The 26150-nt window shown below is 37.6% G+C and carries 16 protein-coding genes; 15 read left to right on the plus strand and 1 reads right to left on the minus strand.

Annotated elements, in window-relative coordinates; genetic code table 11:
* The first annotated feature begins 70 nt into the window (after positions 1-70).
* The 15 genes from FJ651_RS15740 (at position 71) to FJ651_RS09940 (ending at position 25162) form a co-directional block, all read left to right on the plus strand.
* Positions 71-2341: a PKD domain-containing protein gene (locus FJ651_RS15740; protein ID WP_216746121.1), complete on the plus strand. Its 2271-nt coding sequence runs from the start codon at positions 71-73 to the stop codon at positions 2339-2341.
* Positions 2342-2453: 112 nt separating this feature from the next.
* Complete coding sequence (locus tag FJ651_RS09875; RefSeq protein ID WP_140990350.1) at positions 2454-3971, plus strand: sugar porter family MFS transporter; 1518 nt, start codon at positions 2454-2456, stop codon at positions 3969-3971.
* A gap of 19 nt (positions 3972-3990) precedes the next feature.
* Positions 3991-7440 (plus strand): hypothetical protein, encoded by a 3450-nt coding sequence (locus FJ651_RS09880; RefSeq protein WP_140990351.1) that lies wholly within the window; start codon positions 3991-3993, stop codon positions 7438-7440.
* A complete protein-coding gene (locus FJ651_RS09885) occupies positions 7440-9263 on the plus strand; it encodes a glycoside hydrolase family 3 protein (RefSeq protein WP_246085346.1) in 1824 nt (607 codons plus the stop codon). The genes FJ651_RS09880 and FJ651_RS09885 overlap by 1 nt, the downstream gene beginning before the upstream one ends.
* 3 nt (positions 9264-9266) lie before the next feature.
* On the plus strand, positions 9267-10571 hold the full coding sequence (locus tag FJ651_RS09890; protein ID WP_140990352.1) for a glycosyl hydrolase family 17 protein: 1305 nt from the start codon (positions 9267-9269) through the stop codon (positions 10569-10571).
* Between the two features lie 12 nt (positions 10572-10583).
* Positions 10584-12089 (plus strand): glycoside hydrolase family 30 protein, encoded by a 1506-nt coding sequence (locus FJ651_RS09895; protein WP_394348090.1) that lies wholly within the window; start codon positions 10584-10586, stop codon positions 12087-12089.
* 21 nt (positions 12090-12110) lie between these two features.
* Positions 12111-14558 (plus strand): MFS transporter, encoded by a 2448-nt coding sequence (locus tag FJ651_RS09900; protein ID WP_140990353.1) that lies wholly within the window; start codon positions 12111-12113, stop codon positions 14556-14558.
* Between the two features lie 4 nt (positions 14559-14562).
* Positions 14563-15471: a glycoside hydrolase family 17 protein gene (locus FJ651_RS09905; RefSeq protein WP_140990354.1), complete on the plus strand. Its 909-nt coding sequence runs from the start codon at positions 14563-14565 to the stop codon at positions 15469-15471.
* A gap of 14 nt (positions 15472-15485) precedes the next feature.
* Complete coding sequence (locus FJ651_RS09910; RefSeq protein ID WP_140990355.1) at positions 15486-16427, plus strand: glycoside hydrolase family 17 protein; 942 nt, start codon at positions 15486-15488, stop codon at positions 16425-16427.
* A gap of 322 nt (positions 16428-16749) precedes the next feature.
* The gene (locus tag FJ651_RS09915; RefSeq protein ID WP_140990356.1) at positions 16750-18300 is read left to right on the plus strand and encodes a T9SS type A sorting domain-containing protein; all 1551 of its coding nucleotides are present in this window, start codon (positions 16750-16752) and stop codon (positions 18298-18300) included.
* A 433-nt stretch (positions 18301-18733) separates the two neighbouring features.
* Complete coding sequence (locus tag FJ651_RS09920; RefSeq protein ID WP_140990357.1) at positions 18734-20968, plus strand: T9SS type A sorting domain-containing protein; 2235 nt, start codon at positions 18734-18736, stop codon at positions 20966-20968.
* Positions 20969-21166: 198 nt separating this feature from the next.
* Complete coding sequence (locus FJ651_RS09925) at positions 21167-22156, plus strand: LacI family DNA-binding transcriptional regulator (protein ID WP_140990358.1); 990 nt, start codon at positions 21167-21169, stop codon at positions 22154-22156.
* Between the two features lie 43 nt (positions 22157-22199).
* Entirely contained in the window at positions 22200-22721 is a 522-nt protein-coding gene (locus tag FJ651_RS09930) for a hypothetical protein (protein ID WP_140990359.1), read from the plus strand.
* A gap of 202 nt (positions 22722-22923) precedes the next feature.
* Positions 22924-24738 (plus strand): SLC13 family permease, encoded by a 1815-nt coding sequence (locus FJ651_RS09935; protein ID WP_140990360.1) that lies wholly within the window; start codon positions 22924-22926, stop codon positions 24736-24738.
* Positions 24739-24805: 67 nt separating this feature from the next.
* Positions 24806-25162 (plus strand): DUF202 domain-containing protein, encoded by a 357-nt coding sequence (locus FJ651_RS09940; protein ID WP_216746122.1) that lies wholly within the window; start codon positions 24806-24808, stop codon positions 25160-25162.
* 97 nt (positions 25163-25259) lie between these two features.
* On the opposite strand, the gene FJ651_RS09945 is transcribed toward FJ651_RS09940, so the two are convergent.
* Entirely contained in the window at positions 25260-25706 is a 447-nt protein-coding gene (locus tag FJ651_RS09945) for a DUF4168 domain-containing protein (protein WP_140990361.1), read from the minus strand.
* Positions 25707-26150 lie beyond the last annotated feature (444 nt).

Raw genomic sequence — 26150 nt, forward strand, 5'->3', positions numbered from 1 at the left:
CAAAACCTCACTGTTCAAAAAAGTTGGTTGTTGTTGCAATAAAACATTTTGAACATAAATTTTAAACAGTATGAAAAAAATAATTAAAGGAATAAAAATATTCGGGCTACTTTGTTTGGCGATTACTTTTTGGACCTGTGCCGACGACGACGACGCACTATCCTCATCTATAGAAGCCCTATTTACCCATACCATCAATCAAGATACAGGTACAGTAACATTTATTAATGTATCTTCTAATGCTGATAGCTACTCCTGGGATTTTGGCGATGGCACTACATCCAATTTAATCAGTCCTGTTAAAACTTATGAAACAGGTAGTTACACAGTAGTGTTAACTGCTACGAACGCTCGTGGTGATTCAGATACTTTTGAAGACACCATTTTTATTCAGGTGCCTGAGCCTATTACCTTACCGATTACTTTTGATAATCCGGTGGTAAGTTACGATGCCACTGCTTTTGGCGGTGTGGCTTTTGCTGTTGTTGAAAACCCTGATCCATCTGGTACCAACAGCGAAGTTACAAACGTTGGTGCCATAACTAATAATGGTGCTCCTTTTGAAGGCTTCTTTTTTGATTTAGGCACGCCAATAGATTTGAGTGAAGACAAAGCCATTAAAATGAAGTTTTGGTCGACCTCAGCGATAAATATTCTTTTAAAATTAGAGCAAGGAACAGGTCCCGATGTTGAAACCGTTGCAAGCCATGGTGGTACAGGCTGGGAAGAGATTTATTTCACTTTTAATTCTGCTGCCGGTTTCTCCAGATTTACAATGTTTGTTGATGGTCCGGGATCAACAGCAGGTACGTTCTATATGGACGATATAGAGCAAATCAATGCTGCCGACGTGCCATGCCCTCAAACCGAATTGGAATTTCCAATTGATTTTGATTGTAATGGAATCGATTATGCAGCTAAAATTGTTGGAAATGTTGGTTTCACAGTTGTAGATAACCCTGAACTTTCAGGAATTAATAACGTAGAAACTAAGGTTGGACGTATTACCAATTCAGGTGAGCAATTTGAAAACGCCTTTTTCAATTTAGATACTCCGGCCGATTTTTCATCGCAAACAGGTGTTAGAATGAAGTTGTTTTCATCGCAAGCACTTCCAATTTTATTAAAATTTGAAGATGGTACACAAGCCGATGTTGAAGACACCCAATTACACGGTGGTTCTGGATGGGAAGAATTAACCTTCACCTTAAACTCAACCGGCACTTACAACGATATGATATTGTTTGTAGACGGCCCCGGAACGGCAGCAGGAACCTTCTATGTAGACGATATTGAGAAGGTTGACGGAGCACCACCACCACCACCATTTGACGATGGTTTGCTAACTAATGGCGATTTCCAAACCTTAGATGGCAACGGTAATGTGGTGGCCTGGATACAAGGTGTAGATGATGATAATCCCGCGCCAGTTGTCACTGTAAGTGGAAATACTTACTATTCTATAAATATAACCACACCAACACCTGGTGAGCCCTTCAATATAAACTTAAGTCAAAAGGTTGAAATAGTTCAGGGTACATCTTACATACTATCTTTCGAAGCCTGGTCCAGTGTCAATAGAAGTATTGTTGCCGGTATTGGTTTAAGTGGTGGTGACTTTTCTAATGCTTCCGAAACCGTTAATATTACTACAACACCTGCTGTTTACCAACGTACTTTTACGGCCACCGGTTTTGGTGCGCCTGATGCCAGAGTTCTGTTTGATTTAGCAGAGGAAGCCGGTGTGGTAAACATTGACAACGTATCGCTGTTCGTTACCGGCGGCGGCGGCGGCGGCGGTGGCGGCGGTTGTGAAGGCGATGCGGTTGCTGCAACTACTTTACCCGTAGATTTTGAAGGTTGCGAATCGTTCATCAGCACATTCTCAAGTATAGGTGATGGCGGTGTAACCACAAATCTGGTGGCCAATCCTAATCCATCAGGTATCAATACTTCAGATAATGTACTAAGAATTACCCGTGCCAGTGGCATTAACCGTTGGGGTGGTGTTCAAAACTCTTTTCCTGCCGGAACTATTGATATTACAACACGAACTTTCAAAATAAAAGTATATTCCAGTATTCCTGACGTAACCTACAGATTTGAACTGGCCTTAGATCCGCAACCCAATCCCGTAGTTGGTAATCCGGCTCCGGTATTCCGTCAGGTGAGTGGTGGCGCGAACCAATGGGTAGAACTTGAGTTTACATTTATCAATTTACCGGCAACACCAACTACCTATAATCAGTTGGTTATTAAACCGGATAATCCAGAAGGAACAGATCCACAGGTGACTTCTCAAGAACAAATATTTTATGTAGACGATATTAGATTAGATTAATAATTAAAAATAAACTATCCCGGAAAAGGTCGAAATAAACTTTCGGCCTTTTCATTAGTTAATATGGAAACGCTTGAATCAGTTATACTCTAGTTAATCTGCATCTGTAATTATGAATAAATCGTACACCACATTCATTAGTTTAATTGTTGCTCTTGGCGGATTTTTGTTGGGCTTTGATAGTGCGGTTATTTCGGGGGCAGTTAAAGGTATTTCAATTTACTTCAACATGACCGACGAAATGTTGGGCTTTGCAGTGGGTTGTGTTATTTTTGGTGCTATGGCCGGTAATTTAATGTCAGGTTATTTTGCCGATAAGTTTGGAAGAAAAAGCACACTTATAGTTATTGCAGCTTTGTTTGTTATTTCGGCAACATGGTCGGCATTGGCAACTAATTACACCGAGTTTATCATAGCCAGAATTATTGGTGGTGTTGGTATTGGTGGTGCTATTTTAATTGCACCCATTTATATAGGCGAAGTAGCACCTGCCAATTTACGGGGCAGACTAGTCTCTTTTAATCAGCTTAATATTGTACTTGGGATTTCGGTAGCTTATTTCTCAAATTATTTCCTAGTAAATTACGGTGAAGAGAGCTGGCGATGGATGTTAGGGGTAGAGGCCATTCCGGCATTGTTGTATTTTTTGTTTTTATTTTTAGTTCCAAAGAGTCCAAGGTGGTTGGTACAACAGTGCAATAAAGTTGCAGCCGCCAAATTAACACTGGAGCGAATTGGAGGCAAAGAGTATGCCGATCAAACTATTAACGAAATTCAACAAAATATCAATCTCTCTGAATCTAAAGGGAGGTTGTCTGATTTGTTCAGCAGTAAGTATACCACCATTATGATTATTGCGCTAGGTATTGCCTTTTTTCAGCAAATAACCGGTATCAATGCTATATTTTATTACGCACCTACCATATTCGAACAAGCCGGAGGCTCAACAGATGCCTCTTTTTTACAAGCTATTGTTGTTGGATTAACAAACCTTGTTTTTACCCTAGTGGCCATTGCTTTAATCGATAAATTAGGAAGAAAGCCTTTGTTGCTAATTGGTACTTCGGTAATGACAGTGGCTTTATTAATGACCACTTTTGCCTTCAATAAAGCTACCTACTCATTTTCTGAAGACAATATGGCTAAAATAACCAACGAGGAAACCAAACAATTACTTCAGCCTTTATCAAACAACACTTATAACAGTCAGACCTTGCTTTTTAATGCTGTTGAAGCGCAACTCAGTAAAGAACAATTTATAGATTTTAAGCGCAATCAAATCACTAATTTAATTAGTATTAATGCACCTTTGGTGCTTATTTCAATACTTTTATATGTTGCTGCCTTCGCCATTTCCTTAGGTCCGGTAATGTGGGCGCTTATTTCAGAAATATTTCCAAATAAAATCAAAGGCATCGCCATCTCGGTAGTAGGATTTTTTAATTCGCTGGTAAGTTTTTCGGTAACCCAAATATTCCCATGGGAATTATCAAACTTGGGTCCAACACTTACTTTTGCCATCTATGCCATTTTATCATTATTGGCCTTTTTATTTGTAGCCAAATATGTTGTAGAGACCAAAGGAAAAAGCCTGGAACAATTAGAGCAACTATTTTTAAAAACTAAATAATACATTATAATCATCAACAATGAGTGCAGATTTAAATCTTGATTCGAACAAAAAAGTTACTATAGATTATCTCAAAATAGATAACGAATACTATTACAAGATCACTAACAGTAACCTCATGCGGCCATTCTTCATGAGCATTGTGAGCGATTCCAATCACTGGATGTTTATATCGAGTAATGGTGGACTAAGTGCGGGAAGAAAGGACAGCGACCATTCTTTATTTCCATATTACACCGACGATAAAATAACCGAAAGCGCCGAAATTACCGGAAGTAAATCCATATTTAGAATTCATCACAACGGTAAAGTTCATATATGGGAACCTTTTTCAATTCGGTTTCAAGGGGCATATCAAATTTCAAGAAACCTATACAAAAATGCCATTAGCAATAAAATTATATTTGAAGAGATTAATCACGATTTAAACCTCTCTTTTAAATACCAGTGGAGCTCTAGTAATGTGTATGGTTTTGTTAAAACTTCAACTTTAGTTAATCACAGTGATCAAAACGTCACCATTGAACTTTTAGACGGTATTCAAAATGTGCTACCCTATGGTGTTGGTGCCGATCTTCAAAACAGAGTGAGTAACTTGGTAGACGCCTATAAGCGTTCTGAACTCGAAACATCTTCAGGAATGGGTATATTTGCCCTAAGTGCAAAAATAGTTGATAAAGCTGAGCCCAGCGAGGCGCTTAAAGCCAATCTGGCCTGGTCCATCGGACTTGAAAATCCAACTTATTTGTTGTCATCTCTTCAACTTGATAAATTTAGAGGAATCCAAAAAATTAATACCGAAACCGATATTAAGGCTGAAAAAGGTGCCTATTTTGTTAGTAAGGAAATAACTCTTGAAGCCAATTGTGAAAAGTCATGGTTTATCATAGCAAACGTCAACCAAGATCATGCTGCCATAGTTGAACTAGTTTCTGAAATTAAAAATAGCAGCAATTTAGAAGTTAAAATTAAAGCCGATGTTGAGAGCGGTTCAAGACAGTTGTTAAATTTGAATGCTTCTTCAGATGGTTTACAACTCACCGCTGATCAATATAGAGATACGCGTCATTTTTCAAACACGCTCTTTAACATTATGCGCGGCGGTATTTTCGATTTTAACTATCAAATCGAAAAGTGGGATTTCGACAACTATTTGGCAAAAGCCAATAAAAAGGTATATGCCAAGTCTCAAAAGTTGTTGCAGGAATTGCCAAATCAATTCAATTTAAGTCATTTAAGAAGATTAGCAACAGAAAGTACCGATCCAAATTTCAGACGTCTTTGTTTGGAGTACATGCCACTTAAGTTTAGTCGCAGACATGGCGACCCCAGCAGGCCCTGGAACAGATTTTCAATTAATACGCGCAGCGAAGTAGATGGCTCTAAAATTCTGGATTACGAAGGTAACTGGCGTGATATTTTCCAAAACTGGGAAGCGCTGGCACATGCCTATCCGGAGTTTATAGACAGCATGATTCATAAATTCTTAAATGCAACCACCTTCGATGGCTACAATCCATACCGGGTTACCAAAGATGGCTTTGACTGGGAGGTGATTGAAGAACACGATCCGTGGTCTTATATTGGTTATTGGGGCGATCATCAAATTATTTATTTGTTGAAGTTTTTAGAGTTTATTGAAAATCATAATCCGGGTCAACTTAATAGCTATTTTGATGATGATTTATTTGTGTACGCCAATGTGCCTTATAAAATAAAGAGCTATCAGGAGACTTTAAAAAACCCGAAAGATACCATTGATTTTGACTACGACTTAGATCAAAAAATCAACATTAAAAAAACTGAGCTTGGTGCCGACGGCGCTTTGTTAAGAGACCAGAATTACTTTATCCATAAAGTTAATTTTGTTGAGAAAATATTGGCCACCGTTTTAGCTAAAGTTTCCAATTTTATTCCCGAGGGCGGTATTTGGTTAAATACACAAAGACCAGAATGGAACGATGCCAACAATGCACTTGTTGGTAATGGTGTTTCTATGGTGACGCTTTACTATTTGAGACGTTTTCTTAAGTTTTTAGAACAAATTTTAGAGCACTCCAAATTAAAAGATACTGAAATTTCAGAAGAGCTGCTTAGTTTCTTTAATTCTACCTATGCAACACTTCAATCTAATAAGCACTTGTTGTCAGGTAAAATTTCTGATAAGGACCGCAAGGTTATTTTAGATGGATTGGGTACCGCCGGCAGTAGGTATCGCGTAAATGTGTATCAAAACGCATTTTCGGGTAAAAAGAACAAAATAGCTGTTGAAAACATCAAAGATTTTGTTGCCGTCATGCTTGAGTTTGCAGAGCATTCAATTGAAGCCAACAAACGCACTGATAACCTGTTCCACGCTTATAATTTAATGACCATACATAACGATGGTATTGCCATATCTTATTTAGACGAAATGTTAGAAGGTCAGGTGGCTGTTTTAAGCGCCGGCTATTTATCGGCAGCCGATTGTTTAAAGGTGTTAGACGCCATGAAAGCCAGTAAGCTGTTTAGACCCGATCAATACAGTTATATATTGTATCCTAATAAAGATTTGCCAAAGTTCACCGAAAAAAACAATATTCCGGAGCATTTGATTGAAGAATCTAAATTGTTTAAGACATTGGTAGCTAAAGGTAACCAGCGTATCATCACAAAGGATATCAATGGAAAATACCATTTCAACGGCAGCTTTAACAATGCCAATGATTTAAAAAACGCATTGAATAATTTAAAAGATTCTGAGTTTGGCGACTTGGTTAAAAAAGAAACCGACCATGCTTTAAAAGCATTCGAAACCGTATTCAACCATAAAGCTTTTACCGGTAGATCAGGTACTTTTTATGGCTATGAAGGTTTGGGTTCTATTTACTGGCATATGGTATCTAAGCTACAACTGGCTGTTCAGGAGTGCTGTTTACAAGCTGTTGAAGCCGGAGAAAATGAGGTAACTGTTGGTAAATTATTAGAACATTACTACGAAATCAATGAAGGTATTGGCGTTCATAAATCACCACAATTGTACGGTGCCTTCCCAACCGATCCGTATTCGCATACACCGGCAGGTAAAGGCGTACAGCAACCCGGAATGACCGGTCAGGTAAAGGAAGATATCTTATCTAGAATAGGGGAATTGGGTGTGTTTGTTAAAGATGGATGCATCACCTTTAATCCATGTCTGCTGCGGGCTACAGAGTTCTTAACCGAACCCAGAACCTATAGATTTATAGATATTCACCACAACCAACAACAAATTTCGTTGCAACCGCAATCTCTGGCGTTTAGCTATTGCCAGGTACCGATTATTTATAATATAGCCGACAGCGCAAATATAGAAGTTGTTTTACAAGATAATGATAATATGCTGGTTGAAGGTCTTCAATTAAATAAAGACTTTAGTAGTCGAATTTTTAACAGAACCGGTGAAGTCAATCAGTTAATTGTGAATTTAACCAAAGATTTATTGAAGTAGTGAAATTGGTTTCTCGGTCATATAAAGGTTCTATTGTAAGTCTTGTTTTACTTACCATATTGTTTTTTGGCTGTAAATCAGATACAGAATTTGCAATAAATCCGTCCATAGAGATTGAGCGCAAAGTAGATTCCATTTTGGCGTTGATGACCCTAGATGAAAAAATCGGTCAGATGACACAAATCAGGCATTTTGATGAAGATGCCGAAAAAGCCATCACCAATAAGTTGATTGGGTCTATCATTCATACTGACGGACCTGCGCCCGGTGAAGATGCCAAAGCCTGGCAGGGCAAGTTTACCGAACTGCAAAAATTGGCGCTGTCTACCAGATTGGGGATTCCGTTGTTATTTGGTGTGGATGCTGTGCATGGCCAAAACACCTATAATGGTGCCACTATTTTTCCGCACAATATAGGCTTAGGTGCCACGCGTAATGCAGAATTGGTGGAACAAATCGCAGAAATCACGGCTATAGAATCGCAGGCAACCGGCTTTAATTGGGTGTTCTCGCCTTGTGTTGCTATTCCCTACAACGAAAAATGGGGTAGAGTGTACGAAGCTTTTGCTGAAGATGTAGAATTAACAGCTAATTTAACCAAGGCTTCAGTTCAAGGTCATCAGGGTGATTTGTCAAAGTCGAACACTGTCATGGCCACAGCAAAACACTACATTGGCGACGGTGCCACCGATTATGGAATTGAAGGCGGCAAAACCTCTTTAAGCGAACTAGAAATTAGTGAGCAATTAATGAAACCCTATAGCGAGGCCGTAAAAGCCGGCGTGGGTTCGGTGATGGCATCTTTTAACAAGGTTTCAGATATTCCTATGCATGCACACAAACGTCTTATAACCGATTCTCTAAAAATAGGAATGGGTTTTGACGGCATCATGGTATCCGACTGGAAAGGATATTCTAAGTACGGTGAAAATGCCATTATCGATGCCGGTATTGATATGGTGATGGCAGTTGATGGAGATATGGATGATTTTCATATTGGCATCAAACGAGGTTTGGAAAACGATTCTATTTCCATCGATAGAATCAATGATGCCGTTAAACGTATTCTTCGTCAAAAATATAGATTGGGATTATTTAACAATCCTTTTCCCGATACCACTTTGGTTTCAAAAATAGGGATTAAAGCACATCGCGATGTCGCCAGACAAGCCGTGAGAGAATCAATGGTGCTGCTTAAGAATAACAATCAAACACTTCCTCTAAGTAAGGATCTTAAAAAAATTGTGGTGGTAGGTGAACATGCAGACAATGCCGGACTGCAATCGGGTGGCTGGACCATCGCTTGGCAAGGTGTTACCGAAAATTATGACGGTGCAACCACCATATTAGATGGCTTCAAACAACAAACCAATACCGAAATCATTTACGACGAAACAGCATTAGAACAACATCCAGACGCCGATGTGGCTGTGATAGTAATAGGTGAAACCCCATATGCAGAGTTCTTTGGCGATATAGGTGGTGAAATGGATAGATACCAGTTAACACTTACCGAAGCACACCAAAACTACATCAATCATTACAAAAATCAGGGTGTAAAGGTGGTAGTGATTTTAATTTCAGGAAGACCTCTGGTGACAACTCAACAAATTGAGCAAAGCGATGCTTTTGTGGCGGCTTGGTTACCGGGTTCTGAAGGTCATGGTATTGCCGAAGTGTTGTTTGGAGATTATAATTTTAAAGGAACATTGCCACATTCATGGCCTAAAAATGAAGAAGATTTTGAAGGTCTATTCGGTCCTAATTTTTGGGATAACAGTATAGAACCTTTGTTTGAATATGGATTCGGATTAAATTATTGAGTTATGAAAAACAATCTAAAACTAACTGCTATTTGTTTGTTAACCGCTCTGCTTTCGGGTTGTAACGATAAAAACAAACAAGATTCTAAAACCGAAAATTTGGAGACAACAACCTCGCTAACCGCAAAAGATATTTTGGGTAATCCGGACTATCAAGCCATTTCTTTTGGTGCTTACAGAGAAAAAACCAGAGACTCACAGCCAACTTTAAATGAGATTAAAGACGATTTAAAAATATTACACGCTATGGGTATTAGAATAGTGCGTACCTATAATGTACAATTACCACATGCATCAAATGTAGCAAAGGCCATTTCAGAATTAAAGTCGGCCGATGAAAATTTTGAAATGTATATGATGCTGGGCGCCTGGATTGATTGTAAAAATGCATGGACAGAACTAGCACCCGATCATACGGTTGAAAGCGAAGCCAATGCCGATGAAATAGCAAGAGCAGTTGATTTGGCTAATAAATATCCCGATATTATTAAAATTCTTGCGGTTGGTAACGAAGCCATGGTGCGTTGGGCTGCCAGCTATTTTGTACAACCCGAAGTTATTTTGAAATGGGTAACCCACCTGCAGGATCTAAAAGTCGCAGGTAAACTACCAAAAGATTTATGGATCACCTGTTCAGACGATTATGTGTCTTGGGGTGGTGGTGACAACACTTACCATACAGAAGACTTGGAAAAACTTTTCAAAGCGGTAGATTATGTGTCTATGCATACCTATCCGTACCACAATTCTCACTACAATCCGCAATTTTGGGGTGTTCCTGAAAGTGAACAAGATTTAACCGATATTGAAAAGATTGACAATGCTATGTATCGCGCCTTGCAATTTGCGCAAAAACAATACGACAGCGTGGTTGGTTATATGAATAGCATTGGCGTTAAAAAACCGGTACACATTGGTGAAACCGGTTGGGCCACTGTTTCAAATGGTTACTACGGACCCAAAGGTTCGAAAGCCACTGACGAATACAAAGAGGCCAAATACCATGAATTAATGCGCGACTGGACCAATAATAATGGTATTTCTTGCTTTTATTTTGAAGCTTTTGATGAGCCTTGGAAAGATGCTCACAATCCGCTGGGTTCTGAAAATCATTTTGGCTTGTTTACCGTTGAAGGTAAAGCAAAATACGCTCTTTGGAATATGGTAGATCAAGGTACGTTTGACGGTCTCACCCGAAACGGAAATGCCATCACCAAAACATTTAACGGTGATAAAGATGCCTTAATGGAAACTGTATTGGTACCGCCAACTACAGAAGAAATCGATGAACGACTGGCAAATGAATAAAATTAACAACCAATGACAATTGAAATCAACAACCCGTTAAAAACAATATTTGTTATCATATTTTCACTAGTAGTTATGGCTTGCAACGACGTATCAAAGCAGTTAAATGTTCAGGTTTTTGAAACCTCAAAATCAGGTAATAAATTTACTGAGATAGCTGCTTTAGAATCTGTTGAATCAGATGCGACCATTGCCTTAAATCCAGATCAAAAATTTCAAACACTTACAGGAATAGGAGGCTCTTTTACAGAAGCTTCAGCCTACTTACTTAATCAATTAAGTGAAACTAACAGACGTCATATTATTGAAGCCTATTTTGGTGATGATGGGGCGAAATATTCTTTAACCCGTACGCATATCAACTCATGTGATTTTTCGCTGTCAAACTATTCATATGCGCCGGTTGAAGGCGATGTGAATCTCGACAATTTTAGCATAGACGAAGATAGAGACGATATCATTCCTATGATAAAAGATGCCATGAAGGTGTCTACCGAAGGTTTTAATATCATAGCCTCGCCATGGACCGCGCCACCCTGGATGAAAGACAATAAAGACTGGCGCGGTGGCAAGTTATTACCTGAATACAATCAAACCTGGGCATTGTTCTTTTCAAAATATTTGCAAGCCTACAAAAACGAAGGTATCGATATCTGGGGTATCACTGTTGAAAACGAGCCTCTAGGTAACGATAACAACTGGGAAAGCATGCATTTTACTGCGGAGGAAATGACCGATTTTGTGGAGCAATATCTGGGTCCGCAATTACGACAAACAAACCCTGATGTTAAAATACTGGGTTATGATCAAAATAGGGGTGATGAACTAAAACACTGGGTAGATACCATGTTTAGAGATGATAACAGCAGCCAATATTTTGATGGTACTGCGGTGCACTGGTATGCCAGTACTTACGATTATTTCCCTGAATCTTTACAATATGCTCATGAAAAATCGGGAGGCAAATATTTAATACAAACAGAAGGTTGTGTAGATGCCGAAGTGCCCGTTTGGAAAAATGACGACTGGTATTGGGAGAAAGAAGCTACCGATTGGGGCTGGACCTGGGCCAGAGAAGAAGATAAATATTTGCATCCCAAATATGCACCTGTAACGCGCTATGCCACCGATATGATAGGTTGTTTTAACAATTGGGTAGATGGTTGGGTAGATTGGAATATGGTGCTCGACAAACAAGGTGGTCCTAATTGGTTTGAAAACTGGTGTGTGGCGCCGGTGATTGTAGATCCCGAGGCCGACGAGGTATATTTTACCCCCTTGTATCAGGTGATGAAGCATTTTAGTAAATATTTGCGTCCGGGAGCCAAACGCATTGGTTTTGAAGTGACGGATAAAGACCTTAAAGTAACAGCATTTCAAAATACCGATAATTCTGTTGTAGTTATTGTATTCAATGAATTTGAAACACCCAAAACATTTCAAATTAAATTACAGGAGCAATCAACCACTGTAAAAATAAATTCACAGGCCTTACAAACTATTGTGATAAAGCTTTAAATTAACCAAATAAAATCAATCATGGAAGAGGTCAAAACAGCAACCGTGCAAGCCCAAGCAAAGGTTCCATTAATTCAAAAAATAGCCTTTGGATCGGGTCATTTAGTTAATAATTTATTGCCAGGTGCTTTAGGTGTATTCTCTTTCTTTTTAATAACGGCATTTGGTATCAACCCTGCTCTGGCAGGGCTTCTGGCGGCTATTCCAAGATTATTTGACGCTATTTCAGACCCAATTATGGGATTTGTTACAGACAATACCAACACGCGCTGGGGAAGAAGAAGACCTTATATATTTATTGGTGCTATTTTATGTTCTATTTTATTTGCGGTACAATGGCAAATGTTTGAGGAAAATGGGGCTACTTATAATTTTTGGTACTTCATGACCTTTTCTGTTCTATTCATTTTGTCAAACACCATTTTTTCGACGCCTTTAATGGGATTGGGATATGAATTATCATCTGATACCAAGGAAAGAAATAACTTAATGGGATTGGCCAATACCATTGGTCAAATATCTTGGATGATTGTGCCATTGTTTTGGTCGTTAATTGCCAACAAAGATTTATTTGATTCTCAGGCCGACGGTGTTCGCACCCTATCCATATTTGTAGGATTTATTTGTTTAATCTTTGGAATATTACCGGCTATTTTTTCTAAAGAACCTCCGGTAGCCTCTGAGAATCAAGCTGAATTAACCTTTAAAAGTCTGGCTAAGAATTTAAGAATTTTGGGGCGAGATATGCTGAATATGACCAAAAATACGCCATTTGTGCGTTTGTGTAGCGCTACCTTTTTGGTGTTTAACGGATTTCAGATGGTGGCCTCCTTTAGCTTTTTTATTATAGTTTATTACATGTTTAATGGTAGTTATGAGGCTGCCGGTACCGTACCGCCCTTCTTTTCGATTATTACAGCATTCTTAACAGCAACTATTATTATACCTATTGTAACCTGGATGGCCAACAAATTTGGTAAGAGAAAGGCTTTTATATATTCAACCCTGTTATCAATGGTTGGTTATATTTTAAAATGGTGGGGATTTTTTGAAGTCGATGAAAACACGGTTATATTATTTAAAGATACAGCTATCAATGTTGGGGTTGTAGAATTTCCACTAGCCATGCCATTAAGACTCCTATTGCCAATACCTTTTATGGCTTTTGGTTTGGGTGGCTTATTTACTTTAATGATGTCTATGACTGCTGATGTATGCGATTTAGATGAACTTGAAAATGGCCTGCCCAGAAGAGAAGGTACCTTTGCTGCTATCTACTGGTGGATGGTTAAAATTGGTCAGTCTATCGCTTTGGCATTGGGCGGATTTGTACTAAGCTATGTAGGTTTTGACGGCAGTAAAGCTTTTCAAACGGCTGAAACTATGCATAGTTTAAGGGTGTTTGATATTGTTATTCCCACCTTAACGGCGGGTTTGGCAGCACTTATTATGGTTAGATACAGCCTTAATGAAGACAGGGTAGAAGAGATTAAGTTAGAATTAGAGGCCAAACATAAAGCCTTGGATCAGAAAACACCTTACGCTTACAGAAAAAACACGCTTTGGTCTCATTCAGAATTTGCATCTATTCCAGATCATAAAATTCCATTTATTTCAGGGTTAAATATCAATTCGTTGACAGCAGAAGAATTAAAAATAAAATTCCATGAAATTTTAAATGATAAAATGAAAGGCATTTGTTTTAGTCCATATGAAAACCGACAAAAGCCGGGATATTACATAACTGAAGATCAAATTAGAAAAAGACTTGCCACACTTCATCCTCATACAGAATGGATTAGAATGTTTTCAAATACCAAAGGTCATGAAAATATCCCTAAAATTGCCAAAGAATTGGGTATGAAAACCATATCGGCTGCATGGATTAATCAAGATAAGGAATCAAACGAGAAGGAAATTAAAAATTTAATCGAAAATATTAATAATGGTCATGTAGATATCGCCGTTGTAGGTAATGAAACTTTATACAGAAGTGATGTCACAGAGCAAGAACTGATAGCATACATTCAAAAAGTAAAGTCGGCTATAAAAGTGGAGGTGCCGGTTACCACAGCCGATGTTTATTACGAGCTGTTGCTTAGACCTGATTTAGTGGGGGTTTGCGATGTTATCCTTGCAAATGCCTATCCGTTTTGGGAAGGATACCCTATCAAATTAGCAGGTTTACAACTTGAAAAAGCTTACAACGAATTAAAAAACATGGTGCCTGATAAAAAAGTGATTATTTCAGAAACAGGCTGGCCAACCGATGGAGGCACTATTGATGATGCAGAAGCTTCTGAAATCAATGCCATGAAATACTTTGTTGACACACAGTTATGGGCAAAAAAGAAAAATATAGAGGTATTCCATTTTTCATCGTTTGATGAAGCTTGGAAAGTTACTGAAGAAGGCGAGTTAGGCGTTAATTGGGGTATTTGGGATAGTAAAGGAAATTTAAAATTTTAATCATATGTCATATAGAGGTGAACACAGTTTATTACAAGACTACAAACATTTTAGTGAAGATGTGGGTCTTGATTTTTCAGAATTAACATCTGAAGATTTAAAAAAATTATGGCGTGAAACGCTTAACAAAGGTATGCACGGTTTGTGCTTTAGTATGTATGAAGACGGCCAAGGACCGGGCGATATCATTACCTCTAAACAAGTGGAGCGCAGAATTCAAATTATAAAACCTTATACGAAATGGGTGCGCTCTTTTTCGTGCATTGAAGGCAACGAAAATGTACCGCGTATTGCACACCGTCATGGTATGAAAACTCTTGTGGGTGCCTGGTTGGGTCATGATCTAGAATTGAATGAAAAGGAAATTGAAAATCTCATCATGTTGGCCAAAGAAGGTTGTGTAGATATTGCAGCGGTAGGCAACGAAGTGATGTACCGAGGCGATTTAACCGAAGATCAGTTAATAGATTACATGAAGCGCGTTAAAGAAGCCATACCGCACATTCCTATTGGTTATGTAGATGCCTATTACGAGTTTTCGCACCGTCCAAGAATTACCGAATTATGCGATGTGATTTTAAGTAACTGTTATCCTTACTGGGAAGGTTGCCCAATTGAGTATTCGCTCAACCATATGCAGCAAATGTATGGTCAGGCTTTTGATGCCGGTAGAGGAAAGCGTGTGATTATAACCGAAACAGGATGGCCAAGTCAAGGCGAACCCTTAAAGGGCGCACATCCATCAGAAGAGAATGCCATGAGGTACTTTATCAATTCTCAGGCTTGGTCTGCTCAAGCTAATATTGAGATGTTTTATTTTTCCTCGTTTGATGAATCCTGGAAAGTTGGAGCCGAAGGCGATGTTGGTGCTTACTGGGGCTTATGGGATAAAAACGAACAACTAAAATTTTAATCTAAAAATTGCCTATGAAATATACACAAGTACTCAACATACCGCCGGGCCCGGCCATTTGTTATTCGGGATTTAGAGACGGACAAAAACCGGGCGGACCTTATCCTACTTATGAACAGGTTAAAGAAGATTTATTAATACTTAGCAACAACTGGAAATATTTAAGACTTTACGACTGCGACCCACATGCCGAAACAGTTTTAGAAGTTATTAAAAACGAAGGATTAGACCTTAAAGTCATGCAAGGTGTTTACATCAATGCCGAGATGAACAACTTTGGCTGCCCTTGGGGCGGTGGCGTTTTTTCTGAAGAAGAACTCGATTTTAACAAATCAAGAAACGAATTGATGATTCAAAAGCTCATCAATCTGGCCAATCAATATTCCGACATTATTTGTTGTACATCGGCGGGTAATGAAGCTTGTGTAGACTGGACTGATCATTATGTGCCGGTTGAACGGGTGATTGAATTTGTAAAAAACATTAAAGCCAATAGTAAGCAGCCTGTTACGTTCTGCGAAAATTACGTGCCTTGGTACAACAAGTTAAAACCGTTGGTTGAAGTGGTAGATTTTATTTCTATTCATACCTATCCGGTTTGGGAGCACAAACACATTCACGAAGGCTTGGAATACACCAAACAAAACTATTATTCAGTAGCAAGAATGTATCCTCACAAACCCGTGGTGATCACAGAAGCCGGTTGGGCAACCAATGCCAATGGTATGGGTATTCATCCAAACAATGTAAGTGAAGAACTGCAGGCCATATACTACAACGATTTGGTAAATTGGTGCAGGGAAGACGATGTTTTATGTTTTGTATTCGAAGCGTTTGATGAACCATGGAAGGGCTCTTCTGATGTTTTTGAGCCCGAAAAGCACTGGGGTTTATTTTATGAAAACCGTCAGCCTAAATTGGTGATGCAAGATTTATACAGCCAAAAAACCGAATAACAAGTTGTTTTTAAAAAGCACAAGTAATGCAATGTAAGATCATTATTACTACCAGAAATTTAAATGCTAAATAAAACAAATGTTAAAAGGAACACAACATTACCACAACAATTTTAGAAAAAGTTCATTGGTTAAAATATTGATTAACTCGTGTTTTTCTGTGATAAGCCCGATAAATACAACAAATATTGAGAATAATTCATAATTACATCAATTTTTTTACGGTGTATATGATTTGTTTAGGTGGGAAATTTCAATTTCTCATTATATAGTGCTATTTTTATATAATTACAAATTAACAAAACTCTAAAATTATTTTATTATGAAGAAAACTACTTTTATTATTTTACTTTTCCTGGGACAACTGGGAATATCACAGAACGTCTTGGTTAACGGAGATTTCAGTAACGGACTGAATTCTTGGAGCACTTTTATTGCTGATTTTGCAGGAGTTTCTGCAACAGTTACTGCTGCGAATAACGAAGCCAATATTACCAACATTGCCGGGGCTGGCGGACAAGTGTGGCATGTGCAACTAAATCAGATTTTGACTGCTAGTCAAATATCTTCTTTAGTAGTAGGAGAATCTTATAAAATTTCATTCAATGCCCGTTCTAACGCTAATGGCAGACAATTAAGATTGTATTTTGGTCAAGACGGTGGTGCCTTTACTTCTTTAATTATTGAAGATTATCAGTTAACCACAACTATGGATGCTTACGAAGCTACTGTTATAGTGGGTCAAACTTTTGGAGCAATGAAGCTAGGTTTTGAAATGGGTTTAAGTAATAACGATGTTTTTATTGATGACGTTGCATTAGAGCTTAATGTTGTTGATCCTGCTACGAATGCCGATTTAAGCGATTTACAAATAGATAATAATACTATTCCCGGCTTTAGTCCAACCACAATTGATTATACGTTTGGTGTGGGTTCTGGAGCTCCAATACCTCAAGTAACCGCCGCAGTTACATCGAATGCTAATGCTGAAGCTTTAATCACTCAGGCTACTACAGTTCCGGGTGATGCAACGGTAGTTGTGACGGCCGAAGATGGCGTTACAACCAAAACCTACACCGTAAGTTTTATTGTAGAAGGTCCTTCAACTGCTGCGCCAACACCACCAGCCAGACCTGCTGAAGATGTAATTTCTATATTTAGTGACGCCTACAATAATATAGCTGTTGATACGTTTGATACACCTTGGTGTGGCGCTACTACAACAGAAGTGTTAATTGAAGGCAATGCAACTAAAAAAGTTGTTGGTTTAGGTTGTGAAGGTGTTGATTGGCAAGGCGCAAGAACCATAGACGCAACCGGTTTTACCTTCTTTCATATGGATATATACACCGATTCAGAAACCTTAGACAAAAGTTTTAATGTTAAGTTTTCAAATTGGGCCGGTGGAACTGGGGAAGCTAATGCTATTGAATTTTCTGTAACAAATGCTAACTTTTTAACAACTCCAAACCCTGGTACCTGGATTTCTTTAGATATACCAATTGCAAGTTTTACTAATATTAATGGTTCTAGCATCAATGATATTGTGCAATTTATTATTAGTTCAAACTTGGGGACTGTTTATTATGATAATTTATATCTCCACAAAGGTACTGTGTTGAGCACTAATGAGTTTAGTGCAGATGCATTTACAGTATCTCCAAACCCAACAAATTCATTTTGGAACGTTAAAACTGTTAGTCAAACCATCACCAACATCACTGTGTTTGATATTTTAGGCAAACAAGTTGTTAACATCAATCCTAACGCTGCAGAAGCTGTGATTGATGCTTCTAGCTTAAGAGATGGTTTATACCTGGCTAAAATTTCAACCGAAAATGGAAGTCAAACGGTTAAGTTAATTAAAAACTAAAAGTAAGTAAACTTAATTTTTAAAGAACCAGTACCCTCGCGGTACTGGTTTTTTTTTGATTTAAAATCAATGCATCTCTCAATTTAAAACCTTATTTGTTTTCATTTTAGTCGTTATATCCTTTATTGGCTTGGTTTATTTGTTGTTTTAAGATTCATAGTTTTCTGCTTTGCTAGTATGTTGATTTTTTTTCGACCAAGTAAAACAATACACCACCAATACATTTGCTAAAATTTATTGAAAATTAATGGCTTAAGTTTTATAATAATTAATTTTTTAACTCTTATTGGTCTGTGGTATTGATACTTTCATAAGATATTGATAAATTCTTTGTGTTGTATGCAAATTGAAGTGTTGATTGTTAACGATTCCTTATTATTAATGCCTAACTTTATAGAATTCGATTTTGAATTACAACAATTAATTATTTATTATGAAAAAAATTACAGTTTTTATTTTTCTCATAGCCGCTGCTTTCGGCTATGCTCAAGATCCGGCTTCCGGACCTACCGATCCGCCGGCAAGAGCTACTGCCGATGTGGTATCGTTTTACAATGGTATTGCGAGCCCTACAGGTGACGACTACGTGAACATACCCGGCGTTACTTTTAATAATTTTGGAAGCGCCGCTGTTATCACCGATTTGGCTCTGGCCGATGGTAACACCGTAAAAAAATACACCAGCCATAATTTCTCAGGAATTGGTGGTGGTACTTACGATATCAGTCTTATGGAAACATTACACATAGACGTTTACTTTGCTACACCTCCTGGTGATTTTAGAATTAAATTAGAGGATATTACAGGTGGTCCGGGCGCTACTGAAATATCGGTCGCTAACAACCCGGCTACCGGTGTATGGTTATCTTACGATATAGACCTTACCAATTTTCCTGCTCCTAACTTAGGAAGTTTGAGATGGATTGTACCCGTTACAACTTCGGCTAATGCTACTTTGTATTTTGATAATATTTATTTTTACAGAGCACCTGTAGATCCTGCTACCGATGCCAACTTAACCGGTTTACAGGTTGATGGTGCAGCTTTAGATGGATTTAACGCCGCTACAACCAGTTATACCGTTGGTGTATCTTTTGGTGCAGCTGTGCCACAAATTACAGGGGCTACAACCTCTAATCCCAATGCATCAGCAGTAATCACTCAAGCATCATCCGTACCGGGCAGTGCTACTGTTGAGGTAACGGCAGAAGATAATACCACCACTAAAACCTATACAGTTAATTTTGTCACTGAAGGTCCGTCAACACCGGCGCCAACACCGCCTGCAAGACCAGTTGAGAATGTAATTTCTATTTACAGCGATGCCTATACAAATATCACTATTGAAGATTTAGACTTTGGATTATGTGGTAACAGTTCTGGGGTTGAGGAAGTTTCAATAGCAGGTAATCCAACACTTCGTTATTTTGGACCTGGTTGTCAGGGAATCGATTTTCAGAATAACAGAATAGATGCGTCAACATTTACCAATATTCACTTTGATTTTTATACCGACGATGCCATTATTGGTGCGGTTTTTAATATTAAATTGGTAGATTGGGCAGGTAACGAAACTGAGGCCGGTTCAACAGGATTAGAAATTAATTTTAACGCCGGTACTAATCCGCAATTAGTAGAAAATCAATGGGTTTCAGTAGACGTAGATATAACATCTCTAGGTGGAATGATTGCCGGTAACCTTACAAGAAGTGATATTGCTCAAATACACATCACATCTAATTTACCTAATGCCTGGTATGATAATTTATACCTGTATAAGGATCCCGGAACCTGTGATGACGGCATTCAAAACCAAGGCGAAACCGGCATAGATTGCGGTGGCCCAAATTGTGCACCATGTACAGGTCCGCCAACGCTTGCCGCACCAACACCACCGGCAAGACCAGCCGCCGATGTGATTTCAATATACAGTGATGCTTATACCGATATTGCTATTGATAATTTCGACTTTGGTTTGTGTAATGGTGGTACTCCAAATCTTTCCGTATCAGAAGTATTGATTGCCGATAATCCAACGATACTATATTCAGGTTCGGGTTGTCAAGGCATAGATTTTCAAACTAACAGACAAAATGCATCAGAATTCACAAGGTTTCATGTTGATGTTTATACTGATGATGCCAATTTAATTGGTAAAGTTTTTAATATAAAATTAGTAGATTGGGACGGCAATGAGACCGATGCGGGAGCAACAGGCCTGGAGATTAATTGTAATACTGGCACTTCGATTCCGTTGGTATCAAATCAATGGGTGTCTATAGATGTTAATATAACCTCAGCAGGCGGAATGATAGCCGGTAACGTGAAAAGAGACGATATAGCACAAATACACATTACTTCAAACTTAAACAATGCCTGGTATGATAACATGTATTTACACAAAGGAACTGTTTTAAGTACTAACGAGTTTACAAAAGATGCTCTTAAAGTCTCTCCAAACCCAACCAACTCGCTGTGGAATGTTAAAACGGCTAATCAAAATATCACGAACATCACTGTGTTTGATATTTTAGGTAAGCAAGTGGTTAATATCAATCCTAACGCTGCAGAAGCCGTGATTGACGCCTCTAACTTAAGAGATGGTTTATATCTGGCTAAAATTTCAACTGAAAATGGTAGCCAAACTGTTAAGTTGATTAAAAACTAAAGATTATTATTGATTATTAGGAAGACCAATTTAAAAGTGGTTTGAAAAGCTGTCCTTAGGGGCAGCTTTTTTTTTAAATGATTGCATTTGAAGGTAAGGCGAAAATCACAATCACGATCTGCTAATTTCGTCTGTAAAATGTTAAAAAGGGATTTAAAAAAATTGTATCTTGCCATTGCGTTTAACACCAACTAAACAATGACTACCTTAAAAGAATTAGCCACTATTTTAAACGTATCGGTGTCTACGGTATCCAAGGCATTAAACGACAGTCCGGAAATAGGTGAAGATACCAAACGGCGCGTCAAGCAACTGGCCGCCGAATTAGATTATCAGCCCAACCGCTTGGCCCAGCAGCTTAAATCTAATGCCACCAAAACCATTGGGGTGATTATTCCCACCATTATCAATCCGTTTTTCGCCGAAGTATTACACGGTATTGAAAATTATGCCGATTCGCATCAATACGACATTATCACCACCATTTCAAACGAATCGTTCGATAAGGAACAACGCGCTATTAAAATGCTCGCGCGCGGCAGTGTAGACGGCTTTATTGTTGCAGCCGCCAGAGAAACGCAAATGGAACAAAAAATAGCACATTTACAAAGTATACTCAACAATCAAATTCCGCTGGTGATGTTTGATAGGGTAGTAGACCAAATCAATTGTGCCAAGGTGGTGGTAGACGACTACGAATCTGTTTACAACGCTACCCAAAATTTAATAGAAAAAGGCAGACAGCACTTTGTACTCTTTAGCAATATAGCCGATTTAAGTGTTGGCAAATTGCGCTCACAGGGTTTCCAGGATGCACTCAAAGACGCCGGTTTAACTTTTGATGTGGTTGATTTAAAGGCTATTGACAATCTGAATGGTAAAATTCTTGACTACTTAAAAACCCATTCAAATACCGATGCCATTGTCTCTATCGATCACCTAACCGGTATTGTGGCGCTTAATATGGCCGAATCTCTGGGTAAATCCATTCCAACCGATATAGATATTGTAGGCTTTGGCTACACCGAAACCCCTTTACTGGTGAATAATAAAATTGCCATTATACAGCAAAAAGGCGAAGCCATAGGTTTTAAAACCACCGAGCTCTTACTCGAAAAAATCAAACATAAAGAGGTAAGCGGTGGCGACACCATTGTGATACCAAATGGGTTTAATCCGGTATATTAAGTTAAAAATTTTGAGGTTTCTATTGGTACTTTTAGTGTTTTGTATGGCTGGCTTTAGTTTTGGGCAGTCAGAAGACCGGGAAATCACCAATGTTAATACAAAGTATAACCGTAAATATGTAAAGAGCAGAAAAACGCTTGAAGGTAGCTTTCCTAATGAAACCCATACCACAATTAGGTTGCTTATTCAGAAGGAGTTAAAAACTATCATCCCGGATGACAGTAATATTTTAATACAGTATGAACAAAGCGCTACTAATTGTATTGCCTACAACGATTACGGCAAACGACAACCGATTGTTATCAAAAACATTGCAGACTCAGATAAGGTACGATTAGCTAAATTTCAAACAATACCCTTTTGGGTTTATAATGCCAATAGTTTTTTTGCAGAACATTTTGAAAATCATCCTGATTATCATCTCGATTCAGGATATTTTAAAAAGAATATTTTTGAGCTCAACGAGAATTGTTCGGCTTTTTTTCTATTAAAATCCTCCGGAGAATTTATGATACATTACGGTGAAGATTATATGACTGAAGTTTTTAATTTTCTGAAAAGATAAAACACTTTAAACACCTAATTTATTCACGTTTGCCGTGAAAGCTACCTTGATTCAATTTCCATTATTTATAATGTTACCAGTCAAAATTAACCTTAAAAGTTTATTCACTTAAATCATTCTACAACCATAATCGTTTTTTAATGATCGTAAACCCAGTCTAATTAGTATAAATTCTATATTTTAGTGTTTAACGTAGCACTAGATGGAACTTTATCTTACTTTCGGTATTATTGCGTTTGGGATTTTTTTATTCGTAAAAGAATACTTTACTATTGATACATCTTCATTGTTAATCATGATGATGTTTATAGTAACAGGTGTATTAAGTCCCGAAGAAGGATTTTACGGTTTTATACATCCCGCTACCCTTACCTTAGGGTGTATGTTTGTTTTAAGTTCTGCCATTTTTAAATCGGGAATTATTGATGGTTTAAGTTCTAAAATCATCAAAATAGCAAAAATACATTATCTAATGGCCTTATTGGTGTTTTCAGTTGTAACGGCTGTGTTGTCGGCATTTATTAATGATGCCGCTGTTGTGGCAATTATGATTCCTTTGGCTTTGTTGGTTTGTAAAGAAACAAATATTACACCATCAAAACTTTTAATACCCATTTCATTTGCGGCTTGTTTTGGTGGTGCCACTACTTTGATTGGAACAGGTGCAAATATTCTTGTAAGTAGTTACGCAGAAAAGAGTGGTCTTGAAGGCTTTGGAATGTTTGAGTTTTCAAAAGCCGCTTTAGTACTCTCGGCCGTTGGTTTTGTTTATCTTTTTTTGATTGCGCCATTTTTATTACCAAAACGGACTTCTGATGAAGGAAATAAATTGGAGGAGGATGCTGAAAATTACACTACTGAAATAACCTTGCAGTCCAATTGTCCTGATATTGATAAAACTATTAGCAAGTCTAAACTAGTTAACGACTTTAAAGCAGAAATACTCACCGTTACACGTCAATCTGAAGTTTTAGACGACCTTTCCGGCGATTTTATATTAAAGGAACAAGACAATCTAAAAATTTTAATAAGTCCGGAGGAGTTAGTGAATTTACAACAAGCTAAAGGTTTCTCAATTAATGGATATAATGTTATAAACGATTTACTAAACACTAATAGACAAAACAATTTTGCACATACAGATGATGTTCCGAATGAAATCATTAAGCAAATTGTTAAGGTGCTTGTACCTGTGGGCTCTAAACTGGCCGGAAAATCTTTAAAAGAACTCAATTTTAAAAATGCGTATGATTCAACCGTCTTGGCAATGCGTCAGCGAGATGAAACCATTTTAAAAAATCTAAATCAAATAAAAATAAAAGAGGGCGATTTACTTTTAATGCATACCTCACAGGCACCTTTGCAAAAGCTAACCTCTCAAAACCTGGTGTTTGTAATTTCGCATTATCAAAAAAAGACTACTAATTTAAAAAAGGCCATTCCCGCAGTATTAATAACGATAGGTGTCGTGGCAGCTGCATCACTTAATTTTACTTCTATTTTAATGAGTGGCTTAATTGGCTGTTTGCTGCTATTAACCACTAATATCCTCAAGCCACAAGAAGCCTATGAAGCTATTGACTGGAAGGTAATTTTTATGATGGCCGGTGTACTCTCTATGGGTATGGCCCTAGAAAAAACCGGTGGATCAGCACTTATTTCGCATTATATATTTAGGTATTTAGGACAACTAGACCCAAGATTAACACTTAGTTTTGTGTTTTTGGTTACCTTTCTCTCTACCAATATTTTGTCTAGTAGAGCCTCGGCAGCGTTAATGACGCCAATTGTAATTAGCCTGGCATCGGCAATGCAGGTAAGCGAAAGACCTTTTCTGGTTGCAGTCATGTTTGCATGTGCCTTTACTTTTATGACACCGGTTTGCAATCCCACAAATACTATGGTATATACGCCGGGAAATTATAAATTTAATGATTATTTAAAAGTGGGGACGCCATTAAATATTATTATATGGATAGTTGCTTCATTTAGTATACCTTACTTTTTTCCTTTTTGACATTAAATAACACCAAATTATTAGTTAGAAACATAGAAACCATAAATAGTTAGAGAACTAAAAAATCATGAAAAAATTACTGAAACGAATCACAACCTTTACTGATAGCTACGAAAATAAAGAGCAAATTATATTAAGAGATCATCTTGCTATGGAGCGCACAAAATTGGCGAATGAAAGAACACTTTTATCTTATTTAAGAACGTCTTTATATCTTGTTTTGGGCGGATTTGCATTTTTAGGAATGAAAGACTTAGAACAATTAAAAAACCTTGGTTATTTCTCTCTGGTTTTAAGTGTTATTCTATTAATTATTGGAGTTGTGCGTTTTTACCAACTTAAAAAACATTTAAAAACCATGTACAAACCTCTTGAAAAAGATGTTTTAGATAACGATAAAAATTCAAGTAGTTTATCAGAGTAGCTTAAATCAAAAAAAACACCTACCGTCCGGCAGGTGTTATACTTTAAAATAATTTATTGAATTTTTAAGGCTTGTTTTTCAAACAAAAACAACAAAACTAATTATTAATAAACTTCTGAATTCTTTCTTGTAATTCAGGTTTGGACTGTATTTCAGAGGCTATTATTTGATACCGCTCAATGCTTAGACCTTCTACTTTAATAATTTCCTCAATTTTTTTCTGTGAGCTGGCGTAAATTTTCTCAATTGAGGTATTAATGTCTGTAAACTTTTTCATTTCATTCTCACTGGCATCCGATGCTTTGTTTGGGTCCTGGGCTGCCTCTGCAATTTCGTTGAAGCGCTCAACCTTAAGGCCATTATCTTCAACTATCTTTATCATTTGCTGTTGAGATTCCTGATTAAGAATTTGAATTTTTTGCACCGAGGCAACAAATTGTTTTAGTTCGTCATCTGTTACTTTGTTGTCCGATTGTGCCATAACAGCAGTACCGAATGTAATAAATGAAATGAACATCAAACTAATTGATTTTAACTTAGTCATAATAAACTGATTTTTAAATTAATTAAATTAAACAAATGTGAGTTGTACTTTTTAAGTACAACACCAATATTTTTTTTTGGTTGCTATAGATGCGTGCAATTAAAACTAAAACAAGGCTAAAAAGAGGTGTTGTTCAAACAGGTAAGGCATTCTTATTCATTTGAACGTACCAATAAAATAAGGCAACGTGAGTTGCGACTGAATTAGCGCATTTTCATTGATTCTAACTTCAAGAAAGTAGTTCTGCGGATGTGTTGTTTTACATCCAATAAACTAAAGAACATTTAAGGTTAAAACACAATGCATTTAAATAACAAACCAATTGTGTTACACTATCAGCGACAATTATAAACAACACATAGAGAGTTGAAGAGTGTTTAAAATAATTTTAACAAATAAGACCGTTTTTTGAAGTTTTAAAAGGCAGTTTCGATAATTATTTTA

The organism is Paucihalobacter ruber, from assembly GCF_006494535.1.
Taxonomy (GTDB): Bacteria; Bacteroidota; Bacteroidia; order Flavobacteriales; family Flavobacteriaceae; genus Paucihalobacter; species Paucihalobacter ruber.